At 73.0% G+C, this 17282-nt stretch carries 22 protein-coding genes; 15 read left to right on the top strand and 7 right to left on the bottom strand.

Features of this window, described 5'->3' with window-relative positions; all coding sequences use genetic code 11:
• The 6 genes from NCI01_RS08180 to NCI01_RS08155 all read right to left on the bottom strand — a co-directional run bounded on the left by NCI01_RS08180 (position 1) and on the right by NCI01_RS08155 (position 5306).
• Positions 1 to 891: a TatD family hydrolase gene (locus NCI01_RS08180; protein WP_254180982.1), complete on the bottom strand. Its 891-nt coding sequence runs from the start codon at positions 889 to 891 to the stop codon at positions 1 to 3.
• Positions 891 to 1544 (bottom strand): EboA domain-containing protein, encoded by a 654-nt coding sequence (locus tag NCI01_RS08175; protein WP_254180981.1) that lies wholly within the window; start codon positions 1542 to 1544, stop codon positions 891 to 893. The genes NCI01_RS08180 and NCI01_RS08175 overlap by 1 nt, the downstream gene beginning before the upstream one ends.
• Complete coding sequence (locus NCI01_RS08170; protein ID WP_254180980.1) at positions 1541 to 2404, bottom strand: sugar phosphate isomerase/epimerase family protein; 864 nt, start codon at positions 2402 to 2404, stop codon at positions 1541 to 1543. Before NCI01_RS08170 ends, NCI01_RS08175 begins: the two co-directional genes overlap by 4 nt.
• The gene (locus NCI01_RS08165) at positions 2401 to 3264 is read right to left on the bottom strand and encodes an SCO3242 family prenyltransferase (RefSeq protein WP_254180979.1); all 864 of its coding nucleotides are present in this window, start codon (positions 3262 to 3264) and stop codon (positions 2401 to 2403) included. The genes NCI01_RS08170 and NCI01_RS08165 overlap by 4 nt, the downstream gene beginning before the upstream one ends.
• Positions 3261 to 4457 (bottom strand): inositol-3-phosphate synthase, encoded by a 1197-nt coding sequence (locus NCI01_RS08160; protein ID WP_254180978.1) that lies wholly within the window; start codon positions 4455 to 4457, stop codon positions 3261 to 3263. Before NCI01_RS08160 ends, NCI01_RS08165 begins: the two co-directional genes overlap by 4 nt.
• A gap of 66 nt (positions 4458 to 4523) precedes the next feature.
• Positions 4524 to 5306: a DUF3109 family protein gene (locus tag NCI01_RS08155; RefSeq protein ID WP_254180977.1), complete on the bottom strand. Its 783-nt coding sequence runs from the start codon at positions 5304 to 5306 to the stop codon at positions 4524 to 4526.
• A gap of 26 nt (positions 5307 to 5332) precedes the next feature.
• Between NCI01_RS08155 and NCI01_RS08150 the strand changes: the two genes are divergently transcribed.
• Genes NCI01_RS08150 through NCI01_RS08130 form a run of 5 tightly spaced genes read left to right on the top strand, consistent with a single transcriptional unit; the run spans position 5333 to position 9213 of the window.
• Positions 5333 to 6271, top strand: a complete 939-nt coding sequence (locus NCI01_RS08150) for a Ppx/GppA family phosphatase (protein WP_254180976.1) — start codon at positions 5333 to 5335, stop codon at positions 6269 to 6271.
• An 8-nt stretch (positions 6272 to 6279) separates the two neighbouring features.
• Complete coding sequence (locus tag NCI01_RS08145; RefSeq protein WP_254180975.1) at positions 6280 to 7098, top strand: sugar phosphate isomerase/epimerase family protein; 819 nt, start codon at positions 6280 to 6282, stop codon at positions 7096 to 7098.
• Entirely contained in the window at positions 7095 to 7688 is a 594-nt protein-coding gene (locus NCI01_RS08140) for a TetR/AcrR family transcriptional regulator (protein WP_254180974.1), read from the top strand. Before NCI01_RS08145 ends, NCI01_RS08140 begins: the two co-directional genes overlap by 4 nt.
• 56 nt (positions 7689 to 7744) lie before the next feature.
• Positions 7745 to 8464, top strand: coding sequence for an ABC transporter ATP-binding protein (locus NCI01_RS08135; protein WP_254180973.1), 720 nt, complete (start codon positions 7745 to 7747; stop codon positions 8462 to 8464).
• Positions 8461 to 9213, top strand: coding sequence for an ABC transporter permease (locus tag NCI01_RS08130; RefSeq protein ID WP_254180972.1), 753 nt, complete (start codon positions 8461 to 8463; stop codon positions 9211 to 9213). Before NCI01_RS08135 ends, NCI01_RS08130 begins: the two co-directional genes overlap by 4 nt.
• On the opposite strand, the gene NCI01_RS08125 is transcribed toward NCI01_RS08130, so the two are convergent.
• On the bottom strand, positions 9194 to 9574 hold the full coding sequence (locus NCI01_RS08125) for a hypothetical protein (RefSeq protein ID WP_254180971.1): 381 nt from the start codon (positions 9572 to 9574) through the stop codon (positions 9194 to 9196). The genes NCI01_RS08130 and NCI01_RS08125 overlap by 20 nt on opposite strands.
• An 82-nt stretch (positions 9575 to 9656) precedes the next feature.
• On the opposite strand from NCI01_RS08125, the gene NCI01_RS08120 reads away from it, so the two are divergent.
• The 10 genes from NCI01_RS08120 (at position 9657) to NCI01_RS08075 (ending at position 17269) form a co-directional block, all read left to right on the top strand.
• Positions 9657 to 10592, top strand: coding sequence for a proline dehydrogenase family protein (locus NCI01_RS08120; RefSeq protein ID WP_254180970.1), 936 nt, complete (start codon positions 9657 to 9659; stop codon positions 10590 to 10592).
• 117 nt (positions 10593 to 10709) lie between these two features.
• The gene (proC, locus tag NCI01_RS08115) at positions 10710 to 11510 is read left to right on the top strand and encodes a pyrroline-5-carboxylate reductase (protein ID WP_254180969.1); all 801 of its coding nucleotides are present in this window, start codon (positions 10710 to 10712) and stop codon (positions 11508 to 11510) included.
• A 132-nt stretch (positions 11511 to 11642) separates the two neighbouring features.
• A complete protein-coding gene (locus NCI01_RS08110) occupies positions 11643 to 11858 on the top strand; it encodes a hypothetical protein (RefSeq protein ID WP_254180968.1) in 216 nt (71 codons plus the stop codon).
• Complete coding sequence (locus NCI01_RS08105) at positions 11839 to 12657, top strand: hypothetical protein (RefSeq protein ID WP_254180967.1); 819 nt, start codon at positions 11839 to 11841, stop codon at positions 12655 to 12657. The genes NCI01_RS08110 and NCI01_RS08105 overlap by 20 nt, the downstream gene beginning before the upstream one ends.
• A gap of 2 nt (positions 12658 to 12659) precedes the next feature.
• Positions 12660 to 13295 carry a class F sortase gene (locus NCI01_RS08100; RefSeq protein ID WP_254180966.1) on the top strand — a complete coding sequence of 212 codons (636 nt, stop codon included), beginning with the start codon at positions 12660 to 12662 and terminating at the stop codon, positions 13293 to 13295.
• A 26-nt stretch (positions 13296 to 13321) separates the two neighbouring features.
• Positions 13322 to 14503, top strand: coding sequence for an acetoin utilization protein AcuC (locus NCI01_RS08095; protein ID WP_254180965.1), 1182 nt, complete (start codon positions 13322 to 13324; stop codon positions 14501 to 14503).
• Positions 14504 to 14681: 178 nt separating this feature from the next.
• A complete protein-coding gene (locus NCI01_RS08090) occupies positions 14682 to 14888 on the top strand; it encodes a helix-turn-helix domain-containing protein (protein WP_172257944.1) in 207 nt (68 codons plus the stop codon).
• 118 nt (positions 14889 to 15006) lie between these two features.
• Entirely contained in the window at positions 15007 to 15108 is a 102-nt protein-coding gene (locus tag NCI01_RS08085) for a 30S ribosomal protein bS22 (protein WP_008356322.1), read from the top strand.
• Positions 15109 to 15120: 12 nt separating this feature from the next.
• Positions 15121 to 16098, top strand: a complete 978-nt coding sequence (locus NCI01_RS08080; RefSeq protein WP_254180964.1) for an NAD-dependent epimerase/dehydratase family protein — start codon at positions 15121 to 15123, stop codon at positions 16096 to 16098.
• Positions 16091 to 17269, top strand: a complete 1179-nt coding sequence (locus tag NCI01_RS08075) for a lysophospholipid acyltransferase family protein (protein ID WP_254180963.1) — start codon at positions 16091 to 16093, stop codon at positions 17267 to 17269. Before NCI01_RS08080 ends, NCI01_RS08075 begins: the two co-directional genes overlap by 8 nt.
• The last annotated feature ends 13 nt before the right edge of the window (positions 17270 to 17282 follow it).

Here is a 17282-nt window from a genome sequence, read left to right as displayed (position 1 = left end):
TCAGTCCCGGGACCCGCGCAGGATGGAGTTGCCCTCGAAGGTCGCCGACGAATCGGGGGAGGAGTCGGCGTCGGCGCCCGCGTCGTCGGTGAGGTCGGGGTCGACCAGCAGCCGTCCGCTCTGGCCGAAGAACTCGATCGGGTTGCGCCACAGGACGCGGTCGACGTCGTCGGCGGAGAAGCCCGCCTCGAGCATCGCCGCGCCGGTCTTCGCGGTCTTGAGCGGGTCGCTGCGGCCCCAGTCGGCGGCGGAGTTCACCAGCACGCGGTCCAGGCCCCGACGCTGGAGGATCGCGACCATGCGGTGCTCGTCCATCTTGGTGTCGGGGTAGATCGAGAAGCCCATCCAGCAGCCGGCGTCGTCGACCTGGTCGACGGTGACCTCGTTGAGGTGGTCGACCACGACCATCCCGGGCGCGAGGCCCGACTCGGTGACCAGCTCGAGGGTGCGGCGGGTGCCTTGCTCCTTGTCGCGATGGGGCGTGTGGACCATCGCGGGCAGCTCGAACTCCACGGCCAGCTCCAGCTGCCGCACGAACGCCTTCTCCTCCTCGACCGTCATCGAGTCGAAGCCGACCTCGCCGACGGCGACGACGCCGTCCTTGGCGAGGTAGCGCGGGAGCACGTCGAGCACCTCGGCACACCTCGGGTCGTTGGCCTCCTTGGGGTTGAGCGCGATCGTGCAGTGGTGGGCGATGCCGAACTGCGCGGCCCGGAACCGCTCCCAGCCCACGAGGGCGTCGAAGTAGTCGGTGAACGAGCCGACGGAGGTGCGGGGCTGGCCCAGCCAGAACGCCGGCTCGACGAGCGCGCGGACGCCGGCGGCGTGCATCGCCTCGTAGTCGTCGGTGGTGCGCGACGTCATGTGGATGTGGGGGTCGAAGATGCGCATCAGGAGTCCTTCTGCCGGTTCTGCTCGGGGGAGGCGGCGCAGGCGTCGAGGACGACCTGCACGTCGAGGGGGACGTCACGCCCGGCGGCCTCGCGCTCGCGCTGGTAGCGCTGCACCATCTCCGCCAGCTCGCGGTCGGCGCGGCGAGCGAGCCCGGTGACCGAGGAGACCGGGACGCCGGTGAAGAGGCACTTGAGCACGCCCTGGCGCCAGGCGTCGGCGTCGAGCCGGTCGCTGTGGGGGCCCATGGCCGCGGCGACGAGGCGGGTGTCGTTGGTGCGCAGCGCGTCGAGGAGCAGGTCGGTCCCGTCGAGCTCGTCGTCGGCGCCGTTGAGGGCGTGCAGGACCGCGCGCTTCTCGTCGCTGTCGCCGTAGCGGTAGACCTCGCGCAGCTCGGCCAGCAGCGCCTCGGGGTCGAGCGAGCGCGCTGCGGACCGCACGAGCGAGACGCGTACGGCGTCCTCGAGCAGCACGCCGTCGGCGCCGGGCAGCGGGCCCCGCCCGGTCTTCCGCGCGGCGGCCGGGAAGACGCGGCCGAGGCGGGCCGGGTCGGCGGCGACCTCGTCCTCGAGGGCCCGCCACTGCTCATGCGCGCCCTCGTCGAGGGCGGCCTCGACGACGCTGGGGTCGGCGAGCGGCTGGATGGCTGTCACGGTCGGTCTCCTTCCGCGCCGATGCGCTCGAGCGACGCGCGCAGGGCGGTGATCTGTCGCGCGGCCACCGTCGGTGCCGCGTGTGAGTGGCGGGGGAGCTCCACGCTGGCCAGGCCGGTGAAGCCGGTGGCCAGGAGCGCGCGGAGGACGGCATCGAGGTCGAGGGTGCCGGTGCCGAGCTCGAGGTGCTCGTGCACGTCACGCACCATGTCGTCGACCTGCACGTTGCCGATGAGGGCGCCGGCGACGGCGACGGACTCCTCCGGGGTGCGCGGCTCGTTGCACACGAGGTGGCCCAGGTCGAGGGTCAGCCGGAGGTGGTCGGGCTCCCCGAGGCGGCGGCGCAGCTCGAGGGCCTCGTCGACCGTGTCGACGTGCATGCCCGGCTCGGGCTCGAAGCAGACGGTGACCCCGAGCTCGTGCGCGAGGTCGAGGACGGGGCCGAGGCCGTCGGTGAGACGGCGCCAGCCCTCCTCGGCGGCGGTCCCCTCGGGCAGCACGCCCGACCAGCACGACATCGCCTCGGCGCCGAGCTCCGACGCGATGCGCACGGCGCGGGTCAGCAGCTCGACCCGCGGGCCGCGGTCGCCGTCGCTGACCAGGGTGGGCTCGTGCTTGTGCCACGGGTCGAGGACGTAGCGCGAGCCCGTCTCGATCACGACCGCCAGGCCGTGGTCGGCGAGCGACTTCGCGGCGCGCGCGGTCTGGGCGACCGCGTCGTCGGCGAAGGGATCGAGGTGCGGCTGGTCGAGGGTGAGGGCCACGCCGTCGTAGCCGAGGCCGGCGATCACCTCGCAGGCGTCGGGGAACCGGTGGCCGGAGAAGCCGTTGCTGCCGTAGCCCAGGCGCAGCCCGCTCACGTCGGGCTCCACCGGCGCGAGAGGGCGCGGTAGGCGGGACCGGCGCCGACGACGGTCGCCGCGGCGACCAGTCGGCCGCGACGGGCCAGCCAGGCGCCCTGCAGGAGCGAGAACCCGCCGATCCCGGTGCGGGTGGCGGCGCGGGCGGCGTCCGCCGTCGGCTGCTGGGCGGCCCGGGCCTGGGCGCGGCCGACCACGACGGCGTAGGCCGCTGACAGGCCGACACCGCTCGCGCGGGCGAGGCGTCCGGCGTGCGGGTCGTGGAAGGCGGCGTGGGCCGTCGCGGCGGCCACCGCGAGGGTGCCGGCCGTCACCGCACCCGCGACCTCCGGTCGGGTGCCGTGGACCTCGCCGCGGCTGAGCCAGGTCAGGCCCGCGGTGTGCGCGGTCATCGCGAGGGCGGGCTGCCAGGCGCTCGCGGGTGAGGCGTGGGCACCGAGGAGGACGTCGAGGCCGCGGGTCGACGCCATCGCGAGGGGGCCGACCGCGGCGTCCTTCGCCGCGGCGTCGTAGACCGCCACCATCAGGGCGAGCGGAACGCCGACCGCGACGGCCGAGCGACCGCCCACGAGGGCGGCGATGCCGAGGCCGGCGGCACCGAGCCCGGCGGCCACGGCGAGGGCGGTGTCCGGGCTGACGCGGCCCGAGGGGATCGGGCGCTCGGGACGCTCCTCGGCGTCGACGTGGCGGTCGCACCAGTCGTTGAACGCCATCCCGGACCAGTAGAGGCAGGTCGACGCGAGCGGCATCGCCCAGCCCCGCCCGGACACGGCCGCGTGCGCCGCGCCGGACCACGCGTCACCGGGGATGGAGAACGCGGCGGGGGCCCGGGTCAGCTCGACGAGGTCGCCGACCCTCACGTCGTCACCCGGTCGGCGCATGCCGTCGACCAGGCGAGCAGGGCGTCCCACTGCTGCGCGAGTCGGTGCTCCTGCGAACCGATCGGCTGCTTGAAGAAGAAGCCGAGCGCGGCCAGCGGTCCGGTCTCCCCGACGGCCATCGCGCGCGCGGTGAGGCGGGCGAGGTCGAGCACCAGCGGCGCCGCGAGGGCCGAGTCGCAGCCCTCCCAGGTGAACTGCATCGTCATCCGGGTGCCGAGGAAGCCGTCGAAGCGGACGTGGTCCCACGCGGTCTTCCAGTCGCCGAGGTCCTCGACGTAGTCGATGTGCATCGGTCCTGGCACAGGGTGGCCGAGCATCGACTCGAGGCCCGAGCGCTTGGTGCTGGTCTTGCTCTCGCGGGCGGCGGGGTCGGCCAGCGTCGAGCCGTCGCCGCCACCGAGGAGGTTGATGGAGGTCCACGACCGCACGGCCAGCGACCTGCTGGAGAACATCGGCGCCAGCGCCGACTTCACGAGCGTCTCCCCGGTCTTGCCGTCGCTGCCGGCGTAGGGGAGTCCGCGCTCAGCGGCGAGCTCGCGCAGGGCGGGGACCTCGATGCCGGGGCTCGGGGTGAAGGCGACGTAGGCCGCCCCGGCCAGCATCGCGGCGCAGGCGTAGACCGAGCTCGGGGACAGCGGCGCCCGGCCGGCCGCCCACGCGGCCTCCAGGCCCTCCCACGTGTCGGCGTCGGTGCCGGCGTCGTGCGGCGGCTCGGTGCTCGAGACGTCGATGACGACCACGCGGTCGACGGCCGCGGCGAAGTCGCGGATGTCGGCCGCGAGACGCTCCACGTCGGCGCGCTGGTCGGTGGACTCGCCGTGGCGGACGCCCGGGCGGAGCCGGGCCTCGGTGGCGTCGAGCTCGGCACCCACCTGGTGCGCGAGGACGCCCGGTACGACGCCGCCGGCCACCAGGCGCTCGGCCTGCTTGACGAGCGGGAGGGTGTCGATGTCGTGCCCGCCCACGACGATGTCGCCGTAGGCCGGGAGGCCGCGCGCGTCGAGGTCGGGATGGGCGCAGACGCAGCCGGTCTCGTCGGTCAGGTGGGCCGCGAGCGCGCTGAGGCCGATGGTCGCGGTGGTCGCGAGCGAACCGCGCGCGCCGATGAACCAGATGCCGAGCCGGCCTGCGGGACCGGGATCTGGGGTCCGGGGGTTGGGGGAGGGTGCCACCTGTTGAAGGTAATGCACGTCACAACCACTTTCAACGCCGCGTCCGGCACTTTTGTGCGGCTTCGGTCAAAAGTGCTGCGGTGACGCGGGGTGCAACGCGAGCGCGGAACGCGAAACCACGTGGGCCTCGCAGTGACGGACCAGCTCGGCGTAGGCCTCGGCGCCCATCAGCTCGACCAGCTCGGGCTCGTGGGTGAGGTAGACCGGCTCGGGGGCGACGTGGGCCTCGGTGTTGCCCGAGCAGTACCAGTCCAGGTCGTGGCCGCCCGGTCCCCAGCCGCGCCGGTCGTACTCGCCGATGGAGACCTCGGTGTAGGCCGTGCCGTCCTGGCGCTCGACCTCGCGGAACTGGCGGCGGATGGGCAGCTGCCAGCACACGTCGGGCTTGGTCTCGAGCGGGTTGCGTCCCTGCCGCAGGGCCAGGCCGTGGAGCGCGCAGCCGGCGCCGACGTGTCCAGCATCGGTCGTGAAGTCGGTCCGGTTGTGGAAGACGCACGCCTGCTGCCCGTCCACCTCGACGACCCGCGTCTTGCGCTCCCCCTCGTCGTCGGTCTCGATCCAGTCGGCCTTGCGCACCGCCCGGCCGGGGTGGAGCTGCCAGTCGTCGGGGGTGAGCTCGGCGACGTGGGCCGCGACCCGCTTCTCGTCGTCCCGGTCGGCGAAGTGGGCGCCGAGGGTGCAGCAGCCGACGTCGGGGGCATCGGCGTAGATGCCCTGGCAGCCCTGGCCGAAGATGCAGGTGTAGGCCGAGGTCAGCCACGTCAGGTCGCAGCGGAAGACCTGGGAGTCGTCGGCGGGGTCGGCGAACTCGACGAACGCGCGGGGGAACACCAGGTCGACTTCGGGCACAGGGGAACCCTAGTAGTTTGGGTTTCATGCGCCTGGGCGTCCTCGACATCGGATCCAACACCGGTCACCTGCTGGTGGTGGACGCGCACGGCGGTGCGGCACCCCTGCCGGCCTCCTCGCACAAGCAACCCCTGCGCCTGGCCGAGCACCTCGACGAGGACGGCGCGGTGACCAAGGAGGGCCTCAAGGCCCTGACCGACTTCTGCGCCTCGGCGACGCAGATCGCCGAGGACAAGGGCTGCGAGGAGATGCTCGGCTTCGCGACCTCGGCGGTGCGTGACTCGGTCAACTCCGACGACGTGCTCGCGCACGTCGAGGAGAACAGCGGCGTCCGGCTCGAGGTGCTCTCGGGCGAGGACGAGGCGCGGCTGACGTTCCTGGCCGTACGCCGCTGGTTCGGCTGGTCGGCCGGCCGGCTCGCGGTCTTCGACATCGGTGGCGGCTCCCTCGAGATCGCCGGCGGCACCGACGAGGCCCCCGACGTCGCCTGGTCCCTCCCGCTCGGCGCGGCCCGGATCGCGAAGGCGTGGTTTGGCGGCGGCCGGCCCTCCGACGACGACGTACGCGAGCTCCGCAAGCAGGTGCGCGCCGAGATCGCCCGCGACGCCGGCCACCTGCTGCGACCCGGCGTGCCCGACCGGGCCGCGGCGACCTCTAAGACGTTCCGCTCCCTGGCGCGCATCTGCGGTGCCGCACCCAGCGGCGACGGCCCGCTCGTGCCGCGTGCGCTCGAGCTGGAGACGCTCTCGGGCTGGATCCCCAAGCTGATGGACATGTCGCCCGAGGAGCTCGCCGACCTCCCGGGGGTCTCGCCGAGCCGCACCCACCAGATCGTGCCGGGCGCGCTCGTCGCGGAGGCTTGCATGGACATCTTCGACCTCACCGAGCTGGAGATCTGCCCATGGGCGCTGCGCGAGGGCGTGATCCTCGAGCGCCTCGACCAGATCTCGGTCGTCACGAGGTAGGGCTGGCCATGTCCTCCTCGCGGTCCTCCTCGCGGTCCACCCCCCTGGTCGGGCTCTCCTCCGCCTCGGTCTACCCCGAGTCGACGGCGCACGCCTTCGGATGGGCCGCCCGGCTGGGCTACGACGCGGTCGAGGTGATGGTCGGCATCGACTCGCTCAGCCAGCAGGTCGACGCCGTCCGCAAGCTCAGCGACCACCACCAGGTGCCCATCTGTGCCGTCCACGCCCCCTGCCTGCTCTTCACCCAGCGGGTCTGGGGCACCGACCCGTGGGGCAAGCTGGAGAGGTCGGCCGAGATGGCCGACGCGGTGGGCGCCGACGTGGTCGTCGTGCACCCGCCGTTCCGGTGGCAGAAGGACTACGCCGCCGGCTTCGTGGAGGGCATCGCGTCGCTCGAGGCCCGCACCGGCATCGCCTTCGCGGTGGAGAACATGTACCCGTGGCGGGCGTCCTCGCGCCGCGGGATGGAGATGTACCTGCCCGGCTGGGACCCGAGCGCCGAGGACTACGCCAACACCACGATCGACCTCTCGCACGCCGCGATCGCGCGCAGCGACGTCATCGAGATGGCCGACCGGATGGGCGAGAGCCTCCGGCACGTGCACCTCACCGACGGCACCGGGTCGGCCAAGGACGAGCACCTCGTCCCCGGTCGCGGCGTGATGCGGGCCGAGGAGTTCCTGCGCCACCTCGCCGGCATAGGCTTCTCGGGCCACGTCGTGCTCGAGATCAACACCCGCCGGGCCGCCGGCCGCGCCGAGCGCGAGGCCGACCTGGCCGAGTCGCTGGAGTTCGCCCGCGCCCACCTCGCCGTACCCACGCCGTGAGCGCGCGCACCTCCCGCGGCCGCCGCCCCGGCGCACCCGACACCCGCGCCGAGGTCCTCGCCGCGGCCCGGGCGTCGTTCGCCGAGAAGGGCTTCCGCGGCACGACGATCCGTGCAGTCGGGGCCGCCGCGGGCGTCGACCCCGCGCTGGTGCACCACTACTTCGGCAGCAAGGACGACCTGTTCCTCGCCGCCCTCGAGATGCCTGTCGACCCGCGAGAGGTGCTCGCGCCGGTCGTGGCGCAGGGGCCCGACGGCGCCGGCGAGCGGCTGCTGCGGACCTTCCTGTCGGTCTGGGACGACCCGGACATGCAGGTGCGCCTGCTCGCCGTGGTCCGCTCCGTGCTCACCGACGACGGCGGCACGCTGCTCAAGGAGGGGTTCATCCCGGTGGTCGTGGGCCCGGTCCTCGCGCAGCTGGTGGCCGACCGGCCGGACGTGCGGATCCCCCTCGTGACCAGCCAGGTCGTCGGCCTCATCGTGATGCGCTACGTCATCGCCTTCCCGCCGATGGCGCAGATGCCGGCCGAGGACCTCGTCGCCCGCGTCGGGCCCGTGCTCCAGCACTACCTGACCGGCGACCTGCCCTAGTCGTCGTACGTCGCGAATGCTTGACGGCCCACGGGGCCGCGCGCACAATTCAACACATGGTGAAAAACGTCGTGGAGGTGCGTGACCTCGTCGTCGTGCGCGGCGAGCGCGAGGTGCTGCCCGGCATCTCGCTGGACGTCTCGGCTGGCGTCACCGGGCTGCTCGGGCCGAGCGGCTGCGGCAAGACCACGCTGATGCGGTGCCTGGTCGGCGCGCAGCGGGTGCGGTCGGGGACGGCCGCGGTGCTGGGGGAGCGGGCCGGGAGCCCGCCGCTGCGGACCCGGATCGGCTACGTCACCCAGGCCGCGAGCGTCTACGACGACCTCACGGTCGCGGAGAACCTCGCGTTCTTCGCCCGCGTGCTCGGGGTCGACCGCGCGCAGGTCGACGAGGCCGTCGCCGCGGTGGGCCTCGACGACCACCGCTCCCAGGTCGTGAGCCGGCTCTCGGGCGGGGAGCGCAGCCGGGCCAGCCTGGCGGTCGCCCTGCTCGGTACGCCGGACCTGCTGGTGCTCGACGAGCCGACGGTCGGCCTCGACCCGGTGCTGCGCCGCGACCTGTGGGACCTGTTCCACCGGATCGCCGACCGCGGGGCCGCCGTCCTCGTCTCGAGCCACGTCATGGACGAGGCCGAGCGCTGCCACCGGCTGCTGCTCATGCGCGAGGGCCGGATCATCGCCGACGGCTCGCCGGACGAGGTCCGCCGCAGCACCGGTGCGCCGGACATCGAGCAGGCGTTCCTCCACCTCGTCGAGGGACGGGGGGACGCCGCATGAACGGCAGCCTGATGACCCCGCGCGTCACGCTCGCGGTCGCCGGCCGCGTCCTCACCCAAATCCGCCGCGACCACCGCACGCTGGCGATGCTGCTGGTCGTCCCGTGCGTCCTCATCACGCTGCTGTGGTGGATGTTCGAGGACATCCCGGGCGACCTCTTCGACCGCTTCGGCCCGGGCCTGCTGGCGATGTTCCCCTTCGTCGTGATGTTCCTGGTGACGAGCGTGACGACCCTGCGCGAGCGCTCGTCCGGCACCCTCGAGCGGCTGCTCACGATGCCGCTGGGCAAGCTCGACTTCCTCCTCGGCTACGCCATCGCCTTCGGCCTGCTCGCCGCGGCGCAGTCGATCCTGGCGGTGGCCGTCAGCGTCGGGCTCCTCGGCCTCGACGTGCAGGGCCCGGTCTGGCTGCTCGGCGTCGTGGCGGTGGCCGACGCGGTCCTCGGCACGGCGCTCGGCCTGCTGGTGAGCGCCTTCGCGACCACCGAGTTCCAGGCGGTGCAGTTCATGCCGGCCTTCGTGCTGCCCCAGATCCTGCTGTGCGGGCTCTTCGTGCCGCGCGAGGCGATGCCGGACGTGCTGGAGGCGGTCAGCGACGTGCTGCCGATGTCGTACGCCGTCGACGCCATGCAGGAGCTCGTCGGGGCGGCCGACACGGCCGAGGTGTGGCGCAACGTGCTGGTCGTGGCCGGGTTCGCGCTCGGTGCGCTCGCGCTCGGCGCCGCCACCCTCAGGCGTCGGACGCCCTGACCCTGCTGAACAACCACGCGCCGGCGGCGAACAGGACGGCGAACATCGCGGTCAGCATCACCACGTCGGGGATCGACGCGGTCGCGCGGTCGGTCGCGACGAGGACCACGGCCACCACCCCGGCGACGACGGTGGCCAGCGCCGCGGCACCCAGGGCGAGCACCATGCCGCCGGGGCGGAACCGGGTCGCCAGCGCCACGACGAGCAGGACCAGCGGACCGCCGAGGTAGAGCCAGTCCTCGTCGCCCTCGCCGACGATGCCGAGGGCGCCGATGCCGAACAGCAGGAGGAGCACGGTGGCGACCGACTCGGCCAGCGCCAGGGCGTACCGCGAGGTGGGGGAGGCGAGGCTGGAAGTCATGGGACCGACGCTAGGAGAACACCGGCGGGGGAGGGGTGGAGGAGCTGTGAAGGTTCGGTGGAGGTCGGCGTAGCCTTGCCGCATGTCGTTGCTCCGCCAGCCGATCCTGCTCCTCGCCCGCAGCCAGGGAGTCAAGAAGCTCGTCTCGACGATGCCCGTCTCGAGCTCCATCGTGGCCGGCTACGTGCCGGGCGAGACCACCGCCGACGCGGTCGCGGCCACGGCCGGCCTGGTCGACGACGGCCTGCGGGTGACGCTCGACTACCTCGGCGAGGACACGACCGACGCCGCGCAGGCGGAGGCGACCGTCGCGGCCTACAAGGAGCTGCTGGCCGACCTGGCGGCCAAGGGCCTCGCGCCCCAGGCGGAGGTGTCGGTCAAGCTCAGCGCGATCGGCCAGTTCCTCCCCGACAACGGCCACAAGGTCGCGCTGGAGAACGCGCGCGAGATCTGCCACGCCGCCCGCAACGCCGGCACGACGGTGACCCTCGACATGGAGGACCACACCACCACCGACTCGACGCTCTCGATCCTTCGTGAGCTCCGCAAGGACTTCCCGGAGACGGGCGCCGTGCTCCAGGCGATGCTGCGCCGCACGGAGGCCGACTGCCGGGCGCTGGCCTACGAAGGCTCGCGGGTGCGGCTGTGCAAGGGCGCCTACATGGAGCCCGAGCAGGTCGCCTTCCAGGACCGCACCGAGGTCGACAAGTCCTACGTCCGCTGCCTCAAGGTGCTGCTCGGCGGCCAGGGCTACCCGATGATCGCCACCCACGACCCGCGGATGGTCCAGATCGCGTCGTCGCTGGCGAGCCGCTTCGGCCGGCGGCCGGGCACCTACGAGTTCCAGATGCTCTTCGGCATCCGGCCGGAGGAGCAGAAGCGCCTGGCGGCGGCGGGGGAGACCGTGCGCGTCTACATCCCCTACGGCACCGAGTGGTACGGCTACCTCATGCGCCGCCTGGCCGAGAAGCCGCAGAACCTCACGTTCTTCGTGAGATCGCTCGTCTCCAAGAAGTGAGCCCACAGCGTCCGCGACGCAGGAGCGGACGCGTCGTGGGCCAGATTGAGCAAGCACCGCGATCGAGGCACGAGATCGCGACGTGCGCGTCGAAATCGTCGCAGTAGGTTGGACCGCATGAGCACAGCGATCATCGGTGCCGGCGTCATGGGGGAGACCCTGCTGTCCGGGTTGGTGCGCGCCGGGCGCCGCGTCGACCAGCTGATGGTCGGCGAGAAGCGTGCCGAGCGGGCCCGCGAGCTCGAGGACCGCTACGGCGTCGCGGTCGTCTCCAACCGCGAGGCCGCCGCCAAGGCCGACACCGTCGCGCTGGTCGTGAAGCCGCAGGACATGGGTGACGTGCTCGAGGAGATCGCCCCCGACCTGCGTGCGGGCCAGCTGCTGGTGTCGCTGGCGGCCGGCATCACGACGGCCTACATCGAGTCGCGCGTGCCCGACGGCGTCGCCGTCGTCCGCGTCATGCCCAACACGCCCGCGCTCGTCGACGAGGGCATGGCGGCCATCTCGCCCGGCTCCCACTGCGACGAGTCGCACCTGCTCGAGGCCGAGTCGCTGATGGCCTCCACCGGCAAGGTGCTGCGCATCCCCGAGAAGCAGATGGACGCCGTGACCGCCATCTCCGGCTCCGGTCCGGCCTACATCTTCTTCGTCGTCGAGTCGATGATCGAGGCGGGCGTCCACCTCGGGCTCCCGCGCGCGACCGCGACCGACCTCGTCGTGCAGACCCTCGTCGGGTCCGCTGCGATGCTCCGCGAGACCGGCAGCCACCCCGTCGTGCTGCGCGAGCAGGTGACCTCGCCGGGCGGCACCACCGCCTCGGCGCTGCGCGAGCTGGAGGTGCACCGCGTCCGTGCGGCCTTCCTGGCCGCGATGGAGGCGGCCCGCAACCGCTCGCGCGAGCTCGCCGAAGGGTCTTGACGAGGACGGTCCATACCAGTCGCCGGTGCGGCTGTCTGATCGGTCACCATCGCGTGCCTGCGCCCCCTCCCGGTCAGAGGATGGAGGGGACCGCCCAGGTCGTTCCGCGGACCACGGAATCAGGTGATGGTCATGACCGCGGCAGCATCGGCACGCACACGACGCTCGGGGATGATCAGGGTGGCGCTCGCGCTGGCCCTGACCGGGGCCATCGCAGTCCTCGGCGGTGGTCTGTTGTTCCTCACGGCCGGCAGCGCCGGGTCGGTGCCGACCGCCGACGCGCCGTGCGTCCCGTCCGAGGCCTGGACCGAGACCACCGACCGACTGGGTGCTGCAGTCGCCCGGTGAGGGCTGGCGGCAGGTCGACGAGCGCACGGTCGTCGACGAGGCAGCCTGGACCGAAGAGGTGGTCGTGGGCTGGCAGCACTACTCGTGGACCGGTGGCCCGCTGCCGGCAGGCGTCGTCCCTGCGGTCCCGACCGGGCCCGACGACCCCGACTGGCAGGCCAACACGACGCACGAGCCGCACGTCAACAACCCCAACGTCACCTGGCTCGACGACACCGGGTGGGGCCTGCACTACACGAGCCACGGGAGCTCCGGCCGCGCCGACTGGTTCTACCTCGAGCGGCTGACCGAGGTGGTCGAGCACCCGGCGGTCACCCACCAGGAGTACCGCTACGCCTTCGACCACCCGGCCGTGGTCTGCCCGACGGAGCCTCCGACGACCGAGCCCCCGACGACCGAGCCCCCGACCACCGAGCCGCCGACGACCGAGCCGCCGACCACGCAGCCTCCGGTGACGCAACCGCCGGTCACGGAGGCTCCGCCGGCCCAGCCGCCCGAGGTGCTGCCGACCACGGCCCCTCCCTCCTCAGAGCCGGGCGAGACTGCGGTCGAGGAGCCGGCCGAGCAGGTCACGCAGCAGCCGGGCGCCCAGCCCGCCGCTGCCGGGGTGCGGGGCGTGCAGGCGTCCGAGCAGCCGGCTTCGTCGGCCCCGGTGCCGACCGCGGTCGACGCGGGACTCCCCGCCGCTCCGCGTGAGGGGACCGGGGCGGCGCGGCAGCTGGGTGTCGTGCTCGCGGCGATGGGGACGGTCCTGCTGGCCGCGGCCGGCGGAGTGCTGGTCAGGACCCGACAGGACTGACCATGCGACCGCTGAACGCCCGGGCCGCAGCGCGCTGGACCACGGTGGTCGGTGCGCTGCTGGCCCTGGGCGTGGGGACGACGATGGCGGTGACGACCCTGCGCGTGGAGCCGCCCCCGGCGCCCGGCAGCGCCAGCGCGTCCGGCCTGCCGTCGAGCATCGTGCCGCAGCGACCCCCGCCAACGCGTACGACGACCCACCGGCCCGGGCGTCCGGTCGAGGTGCGGCTCCCGAGCCTCGGCGTACGGGCCCCGGTCGTGGCGGTCGGCCTGGCCGCCGACGGGACGCTCGCCCCGCCCGCGGACCCGCGGCTCGTGGGCTGGTGGCGCGGCGGGGCCCGCCCGGGCAGCCGTCACGGGGCCGCGGTGCTGGCCGGGCACACCGTGCACGACGGGGGCGGCGTCTTCGACGACCTCGCCGCACTCGCGGCGGGGGACCTCGTCGAGGTGGCGACGGCCCGGCGCGCACTGGCCTTCACGGTCCGCTCCGTCCGCGACCTCGGGCGGGCCGAGCTGGCTGCCCGCGCCGCCCGGTTGTTCTCCGCCGTCGGCGCCCCCGACCTGGTGCTGGTGACGTGCACCGACTGGGACGGCGAGCGCTACCGGGGCAACACGGTGGTGGTCGCCCGCAGCCGGTGAGGGCAGGTGGGGGTAACGTCCGCCACATGGAGTGTGCGGGGCCAGCGTCCGTCGTGTTCGACCAGACGCTCTGCGAGTACAACTTCGGCCCTACGCATCCGATGTCGCCCGTGCGCGTCGACCTGACGATGCGGCTGGCCGACGAGCTCGGCGTGCTCGAGGGGATCCACCGCGTCGACGCGCCCGTGGCCACCGACGAGCAGATCCGCACCGTCCACGACCAGGGCCTCATCGAGGCAGTCACCCGGGCCGGTGCCACGCCCGGCTTCGAGGACGCCGCCCGTGGGCTCGGCACCGAGGACGACCCGGTGTTCGCCGACATGCACCTCGCCAGCGCCCACGTCGTCGGCGCCACCCTCGAGGCGTTCCGCCAGGTCTGGAGCGGGGAGTCGCTCCACTCGGTCAACATCGCCGGCGGGCTCCACCACGCCATGCCCGACAAGGCCAGCGGCTTCTGCATCTACAACGACGTGGCGGTGGGCATCACCCAGCTGCTCGCCGACGGCGCCGAGCGCGTGGCCTACGTCGACATCGACGTGCACCACGGCGACGGCGTCGAGCGGATCTTCTGGGACGACCCGCGGGTCCTCACCATCTCCCTGCACGAGACCGGCCAGATGCTCTTCCCTGGCACCGGCTTCCCGAGCGACACCGGTGGCCCGGGCGCGGAGGGCACCGCGGTCAACGTCGCGCTGCCGCCCGGCACCGCCGACGCCGGCTGGCTGCGCGCCTTCCACGCCGTCGTACCTCCGATCCTGCGCGAGTTCTCCCCGCAGGTCCTCGTCACCCAGCACGGGTGCGACTCCCACATGAACGACCCGCTGGCCCACATGATGCTCAGCGTGGACGGCCAGCGCGCGGCCTACCTCGCGCTCCACGAGCTGGCCCACGAGGTCGCCGGCGGGCGATGGGTCGTCACCGGAGGCGGTGGCTACTCCATCGTCGACGTCGTGCCCCGCGCCTGGACCCACCTGCTGGCCATCGTCTCGGGCAACCCGGTCGACCCCGCCCAGCCGACCCCGCCGGCGTGGCGGGCCTACGTCGAGGAGGTGCTGGGGGCGACCGCGCCGCACCGCATGACCGACGGCCGGACCCCGGCCTACCGCGACTGGTCCGGGGGCTACGACCCCGAGACGTGGCTCGACCGCGCCATCAACGCCACGCGCACCGAGGTGTTCCCGCTGCACGGCCTCGACCCCCTTCCCTGAGCCGTCGCGCCACGGGCACGGCGGTCGGAAGCAACCCGACACGCCGCAGTCCCACAAGTTTCTCTGGCGTTCCTCTTCCCCACGCGTCACGCGAGCCCTATTGTCAGCGAGAGCGGCACGCCTGTGACGCCGGTGCGGAAACCGGTGCCGTCGCCGCGCAGAAGGATCGGTGCACACCATGGCTGAGAACACCCCAGGCGACATGTCCGAGGCGCAGTTCCTGACCATCGCCGAGGTCGCGGCCAGGATGCGCGTCTCGAAGATGACGGTCTACCGACTCGTGCACGGCGGCGACCTGCCCGCCGTCCGCGTCGGCCGCTCCTTCCGGGTCCGTGAGGACGACGTCAACGAATACCTCCGCAAGAGCTTCTACAACGCCGGCTGACAGCCCTCGTCCGCGCCAGGGATCCACTGGTCCGACGCGATTCCGCGTCCCTCGCACCCGGCAAGTAGGGTGGGCGGGTCCGGCCGACGAACGTCGGCCGCAAGGAAAGGTCTGATTCGTGGGTTCTGTCATCAAGAAGCGGCGCAAGCGCATGGCCAAGAAGAAGCACCGCAAGCTTCTCAAGAAGACGCGCGTCCAGCGCCGCAAGCTCGGCAAGTAACACCCCTCGACCATGGGGCGGGTCGTGCTGGTCACCGGGATCTCCCGGGACATCGGACGACGATTCGCGCGCGCCGCGACCGGCGACCCGTCCATTGATCGAGTCATCGGTGTGGACGTGGTCCCGCCGCGCGGTGACATCGGCGACGTCTCCTTCGTCCGCGCCGACATCCGCAACCCCGTCATCGCGAAGGTCATCGCCAAGGAGGACGTCGACACCGTCGTCCACATGAGCGTGATCGCGACGCCCGGCTCCGCCGGTGGTCGTGGGACGATGAAGGAGCTCAACGTCATCGGCTCCATGCAGCTGCTCGCTGCGTGCCAGCGGTCGGCGACCGTCGAGCGGCTGGTCGTGAAGTCGACGACCACGGTCTACGGGTCCGGTCCGCGCGACCCGGCGATGTTCACCGAGGACATGGGTCCCAAGCGGCTGCCGTCCTCGGGCTACGCCAAGGACGTCTACGAGATCGAGGGCTACGTCCGCGGGTTCGCCCGTCGACGCCCCGACGTCGATGTCACGCTGATCCGGGCGGCCAACGTGGTCGGGCCCCACGTCTCGAGCCCGCTCACCAACTACTTCCGCCTGCCGGTGATCCCCCGGGTGCTCGGCTTCGACCCCCGGCTGCAGCTCCTCCACGAGGACGACCTGATGCGGGTGCTGCGTCACGCCGCGACCACCGGCATCGCCGGCACCTTCAACGTCGCCGGTGACGGCGTGATGACGCTGAGCCAGGCCGTACGCCGCCTCGGCACGCCGTCGGTCGCACTGCCGCGCTTCGCCGTCGGACGCCTCGGCTCCACCATGCGCCAGGCCCGGGTGTCGGACTTCTCCCCCGAGCAGCTGGGGTTCCTGACCTACGGTCGGGGTGTGGACACCACCCGGATGCGCACCGTGCTCGGCTTCGAGCCGCAGTTCACCACGGCCGAGGCGTTCGCCGACTTCCGCCGCTCGGTGACGCCCTCCGTCGAGGAAGGGGCCGGTCGTGCCTGAGGAAGCCCGCCGCCGCGACGGCGAGGACGCCGTCGTCATCCCGATCGGCACCGGTGGCCGCCCGGGCCGCGGCTCGGGCAGCGCCCGGCCGTCCTCGGCCGCGCGCAACCTGGCGCCCTCGTCGCGCAAGGCCTCGTCCGCCAAGCCGCGTCGCGCGGGTGCCACGGACGCACCTGGGAAGAAGGCCCGCGCCGGCAGCGGCCGAGCCACCGGATCCGCCGACGAGACGGTCGTGACGCCACCGACCGGCGGCGAGGCCGCGAAGCCCCCGACCACCGGCATCCCGGTCGCCGACTGGCTCGCGGCGGCGCAAGGAGCCGCCCAGGAGGTCTTCGGCGCCGACTGGGAGCGCCGCGCGGCCGAGCTGATGGCCTTCTGCCGCCGCCGCCTCGAGGGTGACTACGAGGTCGACGACTACGGCTTCGACCGAGAGCTGACCGAGCGGTTCTTCATGGCTGCGCTGCGGCCGATCGCGGAGAAGTGGTTCCGCCTCGAGGTCCGCGGACTGGAGAACATCCCCGCGGAGGGTGGCGCGCTCGTCGTCTCCAACCACTCCGGCACCATCCCCCTCGACGGCCTCATGACGATGCTGACGGTGCACGACCACGCCGGCCGCTTCCTGCGGCCGCTCGGCGCCGACCTGGTCTTCAAGCTCCCGGTGGTCAGCGCCCTGGCCCGCGCGGGCGGTGCCACGCTGGCCTGCACGGAGGACGCCGAGCGGATGCTTTCCGAGGGTCAGCTCGTCGGCGTCTGGCCGGAGGGCTTCAAGGGCATCGGCAAGCCGTTCAGCGAGCGCTACAAGCTGCAGCGCTTCGGGCGCGGCGGGTTCGTCTCCGCGGCGCTGCGCACCGGCGTTCCGATCATCCCGCTGTCCGTGGTGGGCGCGGAGGAGATCTACCCCCTCGTCGGCAACGTCCCGTCGCTCGCGCGGCTCCTCGGCGTCCCCTACATCCCGATCACGCCGTTCTTCCCGTGGCTCGGCCCGCTCGGCCTCGTGCCGCTGCCCTCGAAGTGGATCCTCGAGTTCGGCGAGCCGATCCGCACCGACGCCTACGAGCCCGGCGAGGCCGAGGACCCGATGCTGGTCTTCAACGTCACCGACCAGGTGCGCGAGACCATCCAGCACACGCTGTTCGACCTGCTGCGCGACCGCGGCGGCGTCTTCGGCTGAGCAGCGCCCGGCA

The organism is Nocardioides pinisoli (assembly GCF_024199985.1).
In the GTDB taxonomy this organism is placed as follows: Bacteria; Actinomycetota; Actinomycetes; order Propionibacteriales; family Nocardioidaceae; genus Nocardioides; species Nocardioides pinisoli.
Note: the sequence above shows the minus strand (reverse complement) of the source record. Positions and strands in the feature narration are given on the sequence as shown.